Origin of the sequence: Pseudomonas sp. Teo4 (assembly GCF_034387475.1) — a bacterium.
Classification (GTDB): Bacteria; Pseudomonadota; Gammaproteobacteria; order Pseudomonadales; family Pseudomonadaceae; genus Aquipseudomonas.
In genome coordinates, this window is the sequence record NZ_JAXCIL010000001.1 from 2,427,914 (window position 1) to 2,443,228 (window position 15,315).

10 protein-coding genes are annotated in these 15,315 nt (G+C 62.9%); 3 read left to right on the forward strand and 7 right to left on the reverse strand.

Features of this window, described 5'->3' with window-relative positions; all coding sequences use genetic code 11:
- Positions 1 to 92: 92 nt before the first annotated feature.
- The 4 genes from PspTeo4_RS10925 to PspTeo4_RS10940 are packed head-to-tail and all read right to left on the reverse strand — an operon-like array spanning position 93 to position 5,927.
- A complete protein-coding gene (locus tag PspTeo4_RS10925; protein WP_322363755.1) occupies positions 93 to 1,469 on the reverse strand; it encodes an efflux transporter outer membrane subunit in 1,377 nt (458 codons plus the stop codon).
- Positions 1,466 to 4,621: a multidrug efflux RND transporter permease subunit gene (locus PspTeo4_RS10930; RefSeq protein WP_322363756.1), complete on the reverse strand. Its 3,156-nt coding sequence runs from the start codon at positions 4,619 to 4,621 to the stop codon at positions 1,466 to 1,468. Before PspTeo4_RS10930 ends, PspTeo4_RS10925 begins: the two co-directional genes overlap by 4 nt.
- Positions 4,618 to 5,784 (reverse strand): efflux RND transporter periplasmic adaptor subunit, encoded by a 1,167-nt coding sequence (locus tag PspTeo4_RS10935; RefSeq protein ID WP_322363757.1) that lies wholly within the window; start codon positions 5,782 to 5,784, stop codon positions 4,618 to 4,620. Before PspTeo4_RS10935 ends, PspTeo4_RS10930 begins: the two co-directional genes overlap by 4 nt.
- Positions 5,781 to 5,927 (reverse strand): hypothetical protein, encoded by a 147-nt coding sequence (locus PspTeo4_RS10940; RefSeq protein WP_322363758.1) that lies wholly within the window; start codon positions 5,925 to 5,927, stop codon positions 5,781 to 5,783. The genes PspTeo4_RS10935 and PspTeo4_RS10940 overlap by 4 nt, the downstream gene beginning before the upstream one ends.
- A 316-nt stretch (positions 5,928 to 6,243) precedes the next feature.
- Between PspTeo4_RS10940 and PspTeo4_RS10945 the strand changes: the two genes are divergently transcribed.
- The 3 genes from PspTeo4_RS10945 to PspTeo4_RS10955 all read left to right on the forward strand — a co-directional run bounded on the left by PspTeo4_RS10945 (position 6,244) and on the right by PspTeo4_RS10955 (position 10,417).
- On the forward strand, positions 6,244 to 7,614 hold the full coding sequence (locus PspTeo4_RS10945) for a sigma-54 interaction domain-containing protein (protein ID WP_322363759.1): 1,371 nt from the start codon (positions 6,244 to 6,246) through the stop codon (positions 7,612 to 7,614).
- 169 nt (positions 7,615 to 7,783) lie between these two features.
- Positions 7,784 to 8,932, forward strand: coding sequence for an iron-containing alcohol dehydrogenase (locus PspTeo4_RS10950; protein ID WP_322363760.1), 1,149 nt, complete (start codon positions 7,784 to 7,786; stop codon positions 8,930 to 8,932).
- Positions 8,933 to 8,980: 48 nt separating this feature from the next.
- Entirely contained in the window at positions 8,981 to 10,417 is a 1,437-nt protein-coding gene (locus tag PspTeo4_RS10955; RefSeq protein WP_322363761.1) for a hypothetical protein, read from the forward strand.
- A 168-nt stretch (positions 10,418 to 10,585) separates the two neighbouring features.
- Here PspTeo4_RS10955 and PspTeo4_RS10960 read toward each other — a convergent pair whose 3' ends face one another.
- The 3 genes from PspTeo4_RS10960 to PspTeo4_RS10970 are packed head-to-tail and all read right to left on the reverse strand — an operon-like array spanning position 10,586 to position 15,156.
- Positions 10,586 to 12,106: an S-type pyocin domain-containing protein gene (locus tag PspTeo4_RS10960; RefSeq protein ID WP_322363762.1), complete on the reverse strand. Its 1,521-nt coding sequence runs from the start codon at positions 12,104 to 12,106 to the stop codon at positions 10,586 to 10,588.
- Positions 12,096 to 12,557 (reverse strand): hypothetical protein, encoded by a 462-nt coding sequence (locus PspTeo4_RS10965; protein ID WP_322363763.1) that lies wholly within the window; start codon positions 12,555 to 12,557, stop codon positions 12,096 to 12,098. The genes PspTeo4_RS10960 and PspTeo4_RS10965 overlap by 11 nt, the downstream gene beginning before the upstream one ends.
- A 19-nt stretch (positions 12,558 to 12,576) precedes the next feature.
- Positions 12,577 to 15,156: an S-type pyocin domain-containing protein gene (locus PspTeo4_RS10970; RefSeq protein WP_322363764.1), complete on the reverse strand. Its 2,580-nt coding sequence runs from the start codon at positions 15,154 to 15,156 to the stop codon at positions 12,577 to 12,579.
- Between the last annotated feature and the right edge of the window lie 159 nt (positions 15,157 to 15,315).

Here is a 15,315-nt window from a genome sequence, read left to right on the forward strand (position 1 = left end):
GGCAATTAGCCTTATTAAACAAGGATTCATGCAAAATATATGATGTATAAAGCTGTCAGTTTTGCGACCCAGGCAACAATCGACATAGCCGCTCACCCACCCAGTGCACTCACCAGCACAGCCTGGTTCTGCCACTGCGCGGTCCTCACTCGCGCCAGCGCATCCTGCGCATCGAGGTGGCTGCGCTGGGCCTCCAGCACGTCGAGGAACGGCGCCTCGCCGGCTTGCCATGAACGGCGGATCTGCTGCAGCGCCAAATCGGCCTGCTGCGCGGCCCGTACGAGCAACACCTGACGCTCGCCATTGCGCCGGGCCGCAGCCAATGACGACTCCACCTCCGCCACGGCCTCCAGCACCGTCCGCCGATACGCCAGCAACGCTTCCTGGGCCTGGGCGTCACGCAGGGCCACCTGGGCCTTGCGCCGCCCACCATCGAACAGAGGCGCACTGGCATTCACGCCCGCCAGCCAGAAGGTCGAGCTGGCAAGGTTCGCCGCACTCATGCCGTCGATCAGCGAACCCAGTGCCGCCGACAGGCTCAGGCGTGGCATCAGCTCGGCCTTGGCCACGCCCAGGCGCGCATAGGCGGCAATCACCCGCGCCTCTACCGCCCGGACGTCCGGGCGACGGCGCAGCAGGTCTGCCGGGGTGCCGGCATCCTGCAGCGCCACCTCGGCCACTGCCGCCGGGCTTTCGCGCAACAGGCCGTACAGCGTCTCGCCGGGCATCGCCAGCACCACCGACAGCCGGTGCACGGCACGCTGCCATTGCAACTGCAACTCCGGTACCCGCGCCGAGGTGCTGTCGGCCTGGGTACGCGCACGCAGCAGGTCCGCTTCAGGGCTGCTGCCAGCGGCATACAACTGCTCGGTCAATTGCACGGTCTCGGTCTGGCTGGCGGCGCTCTCACGCACCAGCGCCAGGCGTTGCTCAAGGCCACGCGCCTGGGCATAGGCCTGTACCACCTCGCCCACCAGTGCCACGCGCACGGCGCGGGCCTGTTCTTCGCTGGCCAGCAGCGCCGCATCGCCTGCACGCACCCCTTCGCGTATACGGCCGAACAAATCGACCTCCCAGCTAGCGCCCAGGCCAAGCGAGACCGGCTCGTCGATCACCGCCTCGGTAAAGCCGGTCTGGTACGCCGACGTGCGCTGGCGAGCCGCGCCGGCTTGAAGGTCGAGCGTGGGGCTGCCGGCGGCACCGGCAACATCGCGCAGGGCGCGGGCGGCGTCGATTCGCGTCAGCGCGATGCGCAGGTCGAGGTTCTCGGCCAGGGCACGCTGGACCAGGCGGTCCAGCACAGGGTCCTGATAGCCACGCCACCACTGCTCCGTGACCGCATGGGTACCACCCGGCAGTGCGTTGACGAACTGCGCGGGCGGCTCGTCGCTGGGCGGTGGCAGGGTGGGCGCGGCACACGCGGCGAGCAGCGCGGCGCTGAACGCCAACACAGGTAGACGAAGGTTCATTGCAGTTGCTCCTGTACCGCAGAGGCCTGCCGAGCACCGGCCAACCGGCGCATCAGCACATAGAAAACCGGCGTGAACATCAGGCCGAACAGGGTCACGCCGATCATTCCGAAGAACACCCCCGAACCCACTGCCAGGCGCATCTCCGAACCCGCCCCTTCCGACAGCACCAGCGGCAGTACACCGAGGATGAAGGCCAGCGAGGTCATCAGGATCGGCCGCAGGCGCAGACGACAAGCCTCCACCACCGCCTCGACGATGCCCTGCCCTTCTTTCTCCAGCTGGCGAGCCACCTCGACGATCAAAATGGCGTTCTTCGCCGCCAGGCCCACCAGCACGATGAAGCCGATCTGCGTCAGGATGTTGATGTCCTGCCCCATCAGCCGCACACCGCCGACTGCGGCCAGCAGACACATCGGCACAATCAGCAGGATTGCCAGCGGAAGGCTCCAGCTGCCGTACTGCGCCGCCAGCACCAGGTAGACGAACACCACGCACAACGGGAAGACCAGCAGGCCCACATTCCCGGCAGTGGTCTGCTGGTAGCTCAGGTCGGTCCACTGGTACCCGATACCCGCTGGCAGGTGCTCCTGCGCCAGGCGCTCCATGGTCTCGATGGCATAGGTCGAGCCCAGCCCCGGCAAGGTGTCGCCGTTGATTTCAGCGGTCGGGTACAGGTTGTAGCGCGGGAAGCGCTCGACCCCGAGGCTTTCACGCAACTGGGTGACGCTGGCCAGCGGCACCATCTGCCCGTCAGCGTTGCGCACCTTGACCCTGGCCAGGTCCTGCGGCGTGACGCGATAGGGCAAGTCGGCCTGGGCCGTCACCCGGTAAGTACGCCCGACCAGGTTGAAGTCGTTGATGTAAGTGGAGCCGAAGTAGGTTTCGATGGCCTGGTTGATCTGGCTGTTGGACACCCCAAGCATTTCGGCGCGCTCGCGGTCCAGCTCGACGAATACCTGTGGCGTGTCGGCGGAAAACGGCGAGTAGACCCCGGTCATGCCAGGCGTGGCATTGGCGGCGGCGATCAGTTCGGCGGTCGCCTTGGCCAGTACTTCGCTGCCCAGCCCGGCGCGGTCTTGCAGGCGCATGGAAAAACCACCCGTGCTGCCCAGGCCCTGAACCGGTGGTGGCATGGCAACAATTACCGAGGCACCGCTGACCACCTTCAACCGCTCACGCAGGTCGGCGGCGATGCGCTCGGCGGTCAGCCCCTGCAACTTGCGCTTGGACCATGGCTCGAACACCGGGGCCAAGCCCGCCGAGTTCGATGAGTTGCTGCCGGTGACCATGGAGAAGCCCGAGAACGTCGGTACCCGATCCACCCCCGGCACTTGCAGGGCAATGGCCTCGATCTGCTGGGAGATGGCATTGGTGCGCTCAAGCGAAGCACCGTCAGGCAGCTGCACGATCACCACCAGGTAACCGCGGTCCTGGGCGGGAATGAAACCCTTGGGCGTGGACACCAGCAAGTAAGCAGTGGCAGCGATCAGCACGGCGTACACCGCCAGCATCAGCGGGGTTCTGGCCACCAGCACGCGAACGCTGCGGGCATAGCCCGCCGACAGCTGGGCGAAGCCGCGGTTGAACCCATCGGCGGCACGCCGGGGCAGTGCCATCAGTCCGTGAGGCTGGGGGGCGTGGCCGCCATGACGACGCAGGATCATCGCCGCCAGGGCCGGCGACAGGGTCAGGGAGTTGAACAGCGAGATCGCCGTGGCCACTGCGATGGTCACACCGAACTGGCGGAAGAACGCCCCGGAAATGCCCGGAATGAACGCGGTGGGAATGAACACCGCGCAAAGCACCAAGGTGATTGCCACCAGCGCACCGCCGATTTCCTGCATGGTGACGATGGTCGCCTGCAGCGGGGTCTTGCCTTCGGCCAGATGGCGCTCGACGTTCTCCACCACCACGATGGCGTTGTCGACCACGATGCCGACCGCCAGCACCAGGCCGAACAGGGTCAGGTTGTTGATCGAGTAGCCCAGCAGCGCCATCACCGCGAAGGTGCCCACCAGCGATACCGGAATGGCCAGGATCGGAATGATCGACGGCCGCCAGCCTTGTAGAAACACCAGCACCACCAGCACCACCAACACCACCGCTTCATAGATGGTCTTGCCCAGCTCGCCGATGCTGTCGGCGATGAATGCAGTGGGGTTGTAACCGATGCTGTATTCGATGCCCTCAGGAAACTCCTTGCTCAGCGCCTGCAGGGTCTTTTCCACCGTCTGCATGGTCGCCAGGGCGTTGGCGCCGGGACGCTGCAGCACCTGCAAGCCGATGGCCGGGTGCCGCAGGTAGTAGGTGTTGTTGACATAGGCCAGGCCGGCAATCTCCGTGCGCGCCACATCCTTCAGGCGAACCAGACGACCACCCTCGCCCGACTTGAGCACGATGTTGTCGAAATCTGCCGGTTCCTTCAGGCGGCCTTCGAAGATCAGGTTCGGCTGGAACGCCTGCGACGCCACCGGTGGCTGGGCGATGACACCGCCGGCAACCTGGGTGTTCTGCGAGCGCACGGCGGCAATGATGTCGGCGGGTGTCAGGTTGAAGGCGGCCACACGCTCAGGGTCGAGCCATATGCGCATGGAGTATTCACGGGCGCCCAGCGGGTTGATGTCACCCACGCCATCGATGCGCTTGAGCGTATCGGCAACGGTGCGGATGGCGAAGTTCGACACATAGAGTTGGTCGTAGGTGCCCTTGGGCGAGGAGATGAAGATGGTCGACAGCTGGGTGGGCGACGACTTGCGCACAGATACACCGCTGCGCTGCACAGGTTCCGGCAGGCGTGGCGTGGCCAGGGCGACCCGGTTCTGCACCAGCACCTGGGCCTTGTCGACGTCGGTACCGCTCTTGAAGGTCACGGTCAGGTTCAGACTGCCATCGGAGGTGGCCTGGCTGTACATGTAGAGCATGTCCTCAACGCCGTTGACCTCCTGCTCAAGCGGAATCGCCAGGGTCTCGGCCACGGTCTGCGCCGACGCCCCCGGATAGGTCGCCTGCACCACCACCGTTGGCGGCGCGATATCTGGGTACTCGGATGTCGGCAGCACCAGGTAGGCCAGGCCACCGACGATCAGCATCACCACCGAAAGCACTATCGCCAGCACCGGTTGTTCGATCGAAACTCGGCCAAGGTTCATAGCGCCGCCTCCCCTGCCTGCCGGGTGTCGGCCACCCGGGTCAGCTCATGCGACTCAGCAAGGGCGGTGTCACCGGGACGCACCCGCTGCAGGCCATCGACGATCACCCGATCCTCAGGCTGCAGGCCGCTGACGATTTCGCGCAGGCCGTCATGCAGCTTGCCCAGCTGTACCGGGCGCAGCTCCACACGGTTCTGCACATTGAGCACATGCAGCACCTTGCGCGTGGCATCCATGCCTACCGCGGTGTCCGGCACCAACAGCGCTTGGTAGGCGGGGCGCGCAGAGAACTGCACACGGCCGAACTGGCCAGGGCTCAGGGCGAAGTCCGGGTTGGCCACTCTGGCACGCTGACGCAAGGTGCCGGTGGAGGGATCGAGGCGGTTGTCGATGAAGTCCATGCGCCCGGCCAGCGAGGGTTGCGCCTGGCCAGGCAAAGCGATACGCACCTGGCTGCCGACAAGGCCGGCACTTGCCTGCTGGCGGTACTTCAAGTAGCTCTGCTCGTCGATGTCGAAGTAGATATCGATGGGGTCGAGCGAAACAATCGTGGTCAGCAGCGTGGCATTGCTGCTACCACCATTGACCAGGTTGCCTTCACTGATCAGCTTGCGGCTGATGCGCCCGCTCATGGGCGCGGTGATACGGGTGAACTCCAGGTCCAGCCGCGCGTTGGCCAGCACGCCCTCGGCGCTGAGCACCTGTGCCCGCGCCGCCTCCCGCGCCTGTTGACGCTGGTCGTAGAGGCTCTGGGCGATGGCCTTGGTGGCAATCAACGTCTTGGCCCGCGCGTACTCCTGTTCAGCCAGCGCCAGTTGCGAGCGGGCCTGGGCCAATTGGCCCTGGGCCTGGGTGACGGCAGCCTGGAAGCTGCGCGAGTCAATGACGAACAGCAGGTCGCCTTTTCTGACTATGGCGCCGTCCTGGAACGCAACCTTTTCGAGGTAGCCGCTGACACGCGAGCGCACTTGCACGGTGTCGGTGGCGTCGAAACGGCCGGTGAACGTGTCCCAGTCACTGACGGTCGATTTCAGCGGTGTGCTGACCGTCACATGGGGCGCGTCAGGCACCGCGCTCGCTGGTGCCTGGGGGCCGCAGCCGACCAGAATGGCAGCCAGCGTCAAGGCGAATGCCGAGGCGATGACGGATCGTGAGTGTTTCACTTGGAGTCCCCCGTCGGTGCCACACCTTGCGACTGCGCATGAGTACGGTTGACGAAGGCCGACGACTCTTCAGCCTGCACGCTCAGGGTAGCCAGGGTGGTCAGGGCAACGAACATCAGAAGGAAACGTTTGAAAGTGGTCATGGGACACGCCTCGGGTGTTGGACAGTGAGGCGGATTCTTGGCAAGCGCGCAGGGCGGAAAAATAGCCAGGGCAGCAAATGTTTTTTGTACGCCGGTCACGAATGCGAACGGGTCAACGGCAGTACCCGCAGGGCGGTCGATACAGCCTGCTCAGCCCTCTTTGCGCCAGGGTCAAAACTGCTTTTCCGCACGCATTGATAGCGCCGGGTGCCGGCCCTGCGGGCAAACGCAATAAGTGGCACACTGGCCGCCTGCCCGGTCATGCCCCTGGAGGCTTGACCACCATTGCCTGTATTCGCGCTCGATGGCCCCGCCGATGAATGTCAACGACAACAACTTCGAAGAACTGCTGAACGCTCTGCACGACGGTGTCTACATCACCGATGGCGAGGGCGTGACCTTGCTGGTCAACCGCGCCTATGAACGGCTCACCGGCCTTGAGAGCGCGCAACTGGTAGGCCGGCGCATGGATGACCTGGTCCGCGACGGGGTGATCTCACAGTCCGCCTCTTTGCGTGTGTTGCAGCAAGGCATGCCGATCTCGGTCATGCAGAGCCTGGGCAACGGCAAGAAACTGCTGGTGAGTGCGACGCCGATTTTCGCCAACAAACGGGTGAGCTACGTGGTCAGCGCCGTGCGCGACATGACCGAACTGCTGCGCATGAAGCACGAGCGTGACGAGCTGCAGCACTTGCGGCAATTGCGCAGCAGCACCGCACGTTTGCATGCCGGGCAGAACGATGCGCTGTTGCAGTCACCATTGGTGGCAGACCAGGCCGCCTCCGGGCGTGTCTTCGCCCAGGCCCGCCAAGTGGCGGACAGCCCGGTCAAGGTGCTGCTGCAAGGCGAGACCGGCGTCGGCAAATCGCTGGTCGCCCAGTACATTCACAACGCCAGCCCCCGCGCCAAAGAGCCCTTCATTGCACTCAACTGCGGCGCCATGCCGGAGAACCTCATCGAGGCCGAGCTGTTCGGCTATGCGCCCGGCGCCTTTACCGGCGCGGCGGCCAAGGGCAAGCGCGGGCTGCTGGAGCTGGCCAACCATGGCACCTTGTTCCTCGACGAAATCGGCGACCTGCCGCTGCCGCTGCAGGTAAAGCTGCTCAAGGTCATCGAGGAAAACCGCTTCATTGCCGTGGGCGGGCTGGAGCTCAAGGAAGTCGATGTGCGCATCATCAGCGCCACCCATCACGACCTGCGCCAGCGCGTCGCCGACGGGCTGTTCCGCGCCGACCTGTACTACCGACTCAACGTGGTGCCCATTCATATCCCCGCCCTTCGCGAGCGCAGCGAAGAAATCGCCCCGCTGCTGCAGCACTACCTCGCCCGCTTCAATCAGCAGTACCGGCGCCAGGTGCAACTGAGCCTGGAAGCCCTCGACCTGATGGTCGACTACAGCTGGCCAGGCAACATCCGCGAGTTGATGAACGTGATCGAGCGCCTGGTGGTGACCTGCCCCGGGGACACCATTGAAACCCTGCAACTGCCTGCGGAAATTCTCGACTTGCCCACCAGCAGCACCGACGACAGCCGCCTGACGCTGCGCCAGGTCATCGAGAATGCCGAGCGCAAGGCGATACGCCGCGCCATGCAGGTCCACCGCACCACTCGCCTGGCCGCCAAGGCACTCGGGGTCAGCCAGGCAACGATTGTGCAGAAGATGAAACGCTGGGAGCGGTCTGATTAGATTTCTGATCGGTTACGGCATTTCTGATTGAAATACTGATCGCCACTTAAGCAGAAAATCCGCAAAATCTTAGTCAAACCCCTCTATCATGGGCCTTTCACGAATCTGGCACGCCTTTTGTTGATACCTGGGCATCCCCAGCTCACAACAACCATAAAAGGATGAGCCGATGAGCATTTCTGCCTTCAAGATTGCCAGCAAACTTCTCACCGGGCCGGCGGCCATCGAGCAACTGGCCGCCGAACTTCGCCGCCTTCAGGTGCGCAACCCGCTGATCGTCACCGATGCCGTACTGGTTGCTTCAGGCACCGTGGCGCTGGCAGTGGAGCGACTCGACGGGCTGGCGCACGGTATCTACGACAAAGTCCAGCCAGAACCCGAAATCGCCATCGTCGAAGACTGCACCCGCGCCTTCCGCGAAGGCGGCCATGACGGCCTGATCGGCCTGGGTGGCGGCAGCGCCATCGACATCGCCAAAGGTGTGGCCGCCTTCGCCGGCCACGATGGCCCGCTGGCAGAACTGTTCGGTGTCGACCTGGTACCGCGCAAAGGGCCAGCCCTGGTGGTCATCCCCACCACCGCCGGCACCGGTTCGGAAGTCACCAACGTGGCGATTTTCTCCGACAAGCAAGCGCAACTTAAAAAGGGCATCGTCAGCGACTACCTGCTGCCAGATGTAGCCCTGGTCAGCCCACTGATGACCCGCACCTGCCCGCGTTCCGTGACCGCTGCCAGCGGTGTCGATGCGCTCGTGCATGCAATCGAGGCCTATCTGTCGGTGAACCGTTCGCCGATCACCGACGCCATCGCCCTGGGCGCGATCAAGCTGATCGCCCGCGCCCTGCCCAAGGCCTATGCCAACCCCGACGACCTGCAGGCCCGCGAAGACATGGCCACCGCCAGCCTGATGGGCGGGATGGCTTTCGGCAACGCCGGTGTCGGCGCCGTACATGCGCTGGCCTACCCGCTGGGTGGGCGCTTCAACATCGCCCACGGGGTGAGCAACGCCCTGCTGCTGCCCCATGTGATGCAGTGGAACAAGATGGCCTGCGTCGAACGCATGCGGGATATCGCCGAGGCCATGGGCGTGCGCGTTGCCCACCTGAGCGACAAGGACGCCGCCGATGCCGCGGTCCGGGCCATGGCTGAACTGTGCGAGGCCGTGGACATTCCCAAAGGCCTGCGCAGCTTCGATGTCCCGGAAGACGCCATCTGCACGATGGCCGAGGAAGCCAGCAAGATCGAGCGCCTGATGCGCAACAACCCACGCAAGCTCAGCGCCCGCGACATCGAACAGATCTACCGCGCAGCACTGTGACCCAGCCTGCTTACCACGACCTACAAGACCAACAAGACAGGTACTCCCATGTCCACAAACCACGATGCGCGGCAGGAAAGCCCGTACATACCGCTCGGCCCGTTCAAGGTCCGCCTGCCCTTCATCCACTACCGTTTCGAACTGCCCGATTACCTGCAAGGCCTGCTGATGTGCGCAGTGGACCTGGCCGCCATTCCACTGATGACCGAACTGTTGGGCATGCCCTTCGAAGTGGCGCTGGCCGTGGTGATGCTCAACGGCCTGCTGTACCTCACCCATCACCTGCTCGGCGACCCCACGGTGCCCGGCTGGATCACCCCGGCGGTGCCGCTGCTGATGGCCTACTGCGCTACCTTCCCGGAGGGCCCGGAGCGGGTGCATGCGCTAATTGCCTTCCAGCTGATGCTCGGGGTGTTCTCCATCGCGCTCGGGGCCACTGGCATGGCGAAGAAGGTATTCACCTACGTGCCCTCGGCGATCAAGTCGGGAATCATCGTCGGTGCCGGCCTTAGCGCGGTGATCTCGGTGTTCCAGGTAGGCGGTAAGTTCGACGTGCTGCCCTGGACCATTTCCATCACCATCGGCCTTGCGTTCTACCTGATCTTTTCCCAGCACTTCGCCCGGCTCAAGCAAAGCAACGCGTTCTGGTGGAACTTCGCCAAACTGGGGATCCTGCCGATCGTCCTGCTGGCGGTGGTGGTCGCCCCGCTGTTCAACGAAGCGCCATGGCCAACCATCCAATGGGGCATCAGCAAGCCGGACTTCGTCGGCCTGTGGAACAACTACACCGTGTTCGGCCTGGGGATGCCACCGCTATCGATGTTCATCTCGGCGATTCCGACCGTGCTGGCGGTGTACATCATCGTCTTCGGCGACGTGCTCAGCGCCAAGGTGCTGCTGGATGAGGCCGAGCAGATCCGTACCGACGAGCGCGTGGATTACAACCCCGACCGCGCGCACCTGATCTTCGGCGGACGCAACGCCTTCATGAGCATCTTCGGCCCGGACGTGGCCATGTGCGGGCCGAAGTGGGCGGCGATGCTGGTGGTCGTCATCGAACGCTTCAAGGGCGGGCCACGGGCGATGAAGTCGATCATCGGTGGTGTTGGTTCGTTCCGCTGGGGTACCAACACGGGGCTGCTGTTGCTGCCCGTGGTCACCCTGGTGCAGCCGATTCTCGGAGTGGCGCTGGCGCTTACCTTGCTGATCCAGGGTTATGTGAGCGTGCGTCTGGGTGTGCTCGAAGCGCGCAGCCAGCGTGACCTGGGTATCGCCGGCATCATCGGCGCGGTGCTGGCGATCAAGGGCGCCAGCTGGGCATTCGCCATCGGCGTGGTGCTGTGCCTGCTGATCTACGGCAAGAACTTCTTCCGTGGCGAGAACGACGGGACCTTCGCCAATGCCGTCGATCATCCGGTGCCTGAGCCATCGCCTGAGCCTGCCGAGGCAAAGCCGCTGGCTGGTAATGTCGCGGCCAGAACCTGATTCGAAGGTGGCTGTTCTGGCCCTATCGCGCTGCCTGTACCGGCCTCATCGCCGGCAAGCCAGCTCCCACAGGTACTGCAGTGATCTGAAGATCTGCGCGGTCCATGTGGGAGCCGGCTTGTCGTGGCGACGAACCGCGGCGATAGGGCCAGTAATACCAACCCACCCTCACAGTTCACGGCGATCCCTGAACATGATGTACAAGGGCGCCAGGCCAGACTCTGGCGCAAACACCACGATGTAGTCGTCAAACTGCACCTGTGCCAAGGTCGGGAAGCGCTCTATCTTCGGCACCTTCGGCATGCTCAGGAACCCTATGCTCGAGGGCCGCGAGAGATCCTTCCGTGCGTAGGGCACGCCACCTTTCTGCCACACCACCGTCACCGGCGCCCTGCCCTCGCTGGTGAACAAAAACGCTTGCCGCGCGTTGTCCCAGCGTGCCGCCCGCACCCGCACAGGCGAAGGGACGATGGCCCCCTGAGTCGAAGTCATGACGACGTGCAAGTAGCGCGTAAATGGCTTGACGCCCGTTACACTGCCTGCGCCAGCACCCCGGACCTGAGAACACAGACGCACCGGCAGGCTTACTTCGGCGCGCGCTTTTGCCAAGGCTGCCCAGTCCATAGGCTCGCTGTCGAACATTTCATACAGCGGCACCGTTACGGCAAACCGTGGATCATCGCTTGGGGTGCTCAGCACGAACTCAGCGACATCGGCATAGGTGCCTGGGTGGTCGCCTTGCAACGAGGTTGCCTGCCACGCCAACTCCGCCGTGGCGGAACGGAAGGTCTGGATCAAATGATGCTGTTGCTCGGCAACCTCACGGCTCAGGCCCTGGGCCGTCAGCAAAGCCGGATGCAGACTCGCCGTATGGGCCGAAGCCATCAACGTCAGCGGACCATGGCCTGGGCCGGCGGCGGTGGCCTTGGCCAACTGGGCAACACGCGCTTCCAGGCCTTCGATCAGCTTCACGCCTCGCCCGTACAATGCGGGGTGGCGCGCCTGCGCTGCAGCCAGGGCAGCAGCATGTCGCTGGCTGCCTGCAGTGATTTCCCGCAGCACAATGGCCTGGGTCGCGGCGTTCAGAAATGGGCTGGTGGCATCGCGCTTGGCGGCATCCAATGACAACTTGACCGACATCTGCAAGCGCTTGAGCTGATCGACTGCACGCTTGGCCTGGTGCTGAGCCAATTCCAGAGCACGCAACGCAGCAAGGCTGGCGGCCAATTGCTGTGCTGGCGTGCCGCTGGCGGCGGGGTTGCGGGCCAATTGCTGCTCCAGCGCAGCGAGTTTTTGCTTGGTTTCTTGCTCTGACACCTGGATGTCGGCGACCAGTTTGCGCACTTTCTCGAGGTTGCGCGTGGAAGACTGGCTAGCCCGCTGCGCAGGGGTGAGGGTTTGCCTGGCTGGTGGCGGTTGCAGGGTCTGGCCTTTGAAGGCCGCACGGCCTTGTTTCTGGTGCCAGGATTTTATCGTGGCGACTATGTATTCCGGGGAGTTGGTGCTGCCGTTTTCATCGGCGTGTGAGTAGAACAGAAGATCACTGCCGGCAGGGTGGCCGGCTATCTTATCGAAATGGGCGATGAGCTGACTGTGTTCATTTTTATCAGACTCTACATCCCAGATTTTCTGTACAAAAGCCAAGAAAGATCGTTCATCATAATCAAACAGTTTATTTTCAAGCTTCATCGTCCCTAGCCCTCAAAACAACACCGGAAACACTTAACTCCGAAGTGTATTGAAATACGAGTTCGAGATTATCAAACCCTTGCGAGGTAAGTTCATATAGATCCCACCCCCCAGTTTTACCTATTGGCTGTGGCATCATCGATGGTCCCTTGGCGTTCAAGGGATTCCCCCATACCTCCCGAACCGCATTTTTTGTCAGGCAACCATAGGGTTGCGAAAGAGTTCCCTTGAACTCAGGCTGTGACTCGACCCGCTTGACGATGCTCACTATCACCGCATTCAGCACTTTGGTTTTCGCGTAAAACCTGTAACTCAACCCAGCTTCCGGCTCAAGGTAAAGCTCTGTTGCACCTGGATACAACCTTACAAGACGAAGATCAGGATCAAGCCCAAGCTCAACCAGTACAGCATGGGTCTTACCTATACTTTCCAGCCAACTTTCTACTTTCACAGCATCTCTCATATATCACCTATAAAATATACTGCTTGAGCAAACCTACAAGCTCTGCCTTTATTTCTTCGACCCTTTCAGTCGTAACACCATTCTCAATCAACCCCGGCCTCAACGCCTCAACATTGCTGGCTACGGCCGCTACCAAATCCGCAGCATCCCGAGCTTGCCTGGCCTTGGTGTTTCGCCCTCCGTATGTTTCACTATACTTCCGGTGAACTTTTGTGGGTATCACCACAGCGGGCGCACGCTTAATTAACGCGCTAATCTCATAAGGTGAAAGATCAGTGTAGTTCTTCTCAAACCACCGCTTAAGGGCCGCCTGCGCAGGTATATGGTCAACATCCATATCATCCTTGATGCTGCGGCGCTCTAAGTCATAATAACTTCCCGTTTCTCCATTCTCCGCTGGTTCATTATTGACTAGACCCGGTGCTGGTAAATCGCCCGAGCCACCAAACCCAGGAATTATGGCCCCTGTCCCGCCAGGGTTCTCCCCAGGAAGTATTTCAGAACTTGGCAGCACCGGATCTGCCGGCGCACCGGGCAGGATGCCGGGCAGCGGCGGTGCTTCCGGCAAACGCGTCGGCCCGAGCAACTCGGCGCCAGGTGCCGACAGCGGTGTCCATGTGCGCGGAGGCTGGCCCTGCACGATCGACGCATCGAATTCCAAGGCCACGCTGCTGGCGAACCAGGGTTTGAACGGCTGAACGACCGTCAAGACGCCCTGGGTGTTCGCAGGCTTGTGGATACGCAGTTGATCGAGGTTGTACAGCCCAGAACCGACACCGGCTGGTGCTGCATGGCGCAATTCGAACTCGCGTCGTGCTCCGCGCCAGCTCGCCTTGGGGGCGATGGGTGGGAAACCGCTGAGGATGCGTCGCTGATTCAGCTCGTCGAACTGCCCGAGCAGCCCCAGATCTGCCCCCACTGCCCGCCATACCGCACTTTCGAAGGCGGGCAAGCCCGTGAACACGCGGCCACGTAACTGGTTGCCGACCTGAGCGGGCACTGCCACACCCGTTGCGGCAGCGCTGGCGGACCACCACTTGGAATCGGCTACCTGGCCTTTGCCGCTGACGATGCCAGTACCCGCCGGCGGTACCGTGAACGAGAAGTACTGGGGTGGCTGGCCGGGGATACAGACAATGCAGTCATCGAAGCGCAGGTCGACACCGGCGCCAATGGCGGTCGCTTCCGGCACCAGCGCCAGCATCCTGCCGCCCGCCGGAGCCTCCCCCGGCACAGCGGCGCTGCCCAGCACGATGGATTTACCGGTGGGGGTTTCGGCTGCGACCCGGTAGGTCTCGGTGACCGGGTCGAAAATGCCATTCCTGACCCGGACTTCGGGTTTGACCTCTTCCCCGGTGCTGGTTACCGCGATCGCACTGCCGCCCGGCAGGTGCTCGATCTTGATGCGATGGCTGAGACGGGCCGAACCACCTGCGTTCGCGATTGCCTGCAAATTCTGGCCCGGCGCCACGCCCAGCAGATCGGCACGAACGCCCAGGCCTTCGAGGTGTCGCCTGCGCTGTGCGTCAGTCAACTCGCCATTGCCGAGGATGGGCGAGTACAGCATCGCATTGACAGTGATGCCACCTCGCCGCAGCGCAAGCAACCTGGCCCTCAACGACGCATTGAAAGCATCGGTAATGGCTTGCCCTATGACAGCCGCCAGGTCCACAGCAACCTGCGCACCCGCCTGGCTGAGCAGAACCCCACCCGCCGGCGCGGCCGCCACCGGTGCTGCAAGCGTGGCGGTCTCCTTCAGCCGTTGCAGACGCCGATCTTCGTCCGCCTGCTGCTTGAAGCGAACCCGCGCCTCCCGTTGCTCGGCGTACTGACGCTCACGCGCCCACCTGGCCTCTGTGGCGCGCCATTGCGCCCCCTGTTGCACATGCTCGGCAGCCAGTGCGGCAGCGCGCTGGGTCAACTGCTCGATTGCCGTGCCCAGCAGCCGCGCATCCTGGGCCGCCACGTAGGCCGCTTCCCAATCGCGATGCAGTTGCTGCATCTGTTCAGTGGAGGTGAGACTCGCCAGGCGCTTGGCGTAGGCATCCGCCGCCATGCCAACGTCGGCGAAGGCATTGGCCAGGGCCTGACGCTGCGCCCGTTCGAGCTGCTTCGCGGCAATCAGGCCGAGGGTTTCGTTACGCGCCTTGGTGATCTGGTAGAGCTGCCAGCGCTCGCTGCCGTCGTAATTCGGAACTTTGCGCGCGGCATTGATTTCGTTCTGAAGTGCCTGCGCCAAGCCTTTGGCCTGGCCGGTGAAGTGCGCGTCAAGCTGCGTGCGCCGACCCTCACGGGCCTGACTGTAGGCATCGACACGCTGCCGATGCGCCTGCGCCATCGCTTCGGCACGCGCCGCTGCAGCGGCGGCCTGACGTGCCTGCTCTGCAGCCTTTGCCTGCGCCAGAGCGGCGGCTCGCGCCCTGGCACGCTTCTTCCGGCGGCGTTGGCTGGAACTTCCGAAGCCTCCGCCAAAGCCGCCACCGCCGCCAATACTGAAAAATCCTCCTCCGCCACCGCTTGAACCGGAAGAGCCTGGAGTGATGACAACATCACCTGTGGAATTATCGCCAAGTATATTTTTAGCCATACAGATTCTCCTTTCTGTATGGCTCAGGCTGACGTGCAGGCAGCAACTAACTGCGCTATATATTTATTTGAGCGAGCGCCTGTTTTTTCAATATGTTTCAAATAGACAAAGAGAAATAATTCCAGGTAAGTAAGTTCAGCGCGGCACGCCAATTAGTTG

Bases quoted from the DNA above. Each gene is read 5' to 3' on its own strand.
- PspTeo4_RS10955 (WP_322363761.1), top strand. From the start codon at position 8,981: ATGTCCACAAACCACGATGCGCGGCAGGAAAGCCCGTACATACCGCTC.
- PspTeo4_RS10925 (WP_322363755.1), bottom strand. From the start codon at position 1,469: ATGAACCTTCGTCTACCTGTGTTGGCGTTCAGCGCCGCGCTGCTCGCC.
- PspTeo4_RS10960 (WP_322363762.1), bottom strand. From the start codon at position 12,106: ATGAAGCTTGAAAATAAACTGTTTGATTATGATGAACGATCTTTCTTG.
- PspTeo4_RS10970 (WP_322363764.1), bottom strand. From the start codon at position 15,156: ATGGCTAAAAATATACTTGGCGATAATTCCACAGGTGATGTTGTCATC.
- PspTeo4_RS10945 (WP_322363759.1), top strand. From the start codon at position 6,244: ATGAATGTCAACGACAACAACTTCGAAGAACTGCTGAACGCTCTGCAC.
- PspTeo4_RS10950 (WP_322363760.1), top strand. From the start codon at position 7,784: ATGAGCATTTCTGCCTTCAAGATTGCCAGCAAACTTCTCACCGGGCCG.
- PspTeo4_RS10930 (WP_322363756.1), bottom strand. From the start codon at position 4,621: ATGAACCTTGGCCGAGTTTCGATCGAACAACCGGTGCTGGCGATAGTG.
- PspTeo4_RS10940 (WP_322363758.1), bottom strand. From the start codon at position 5,927: ATGACCACTTTCAAACGTTTCCTTCTGATGTTCGTTGCCCTGACCACC.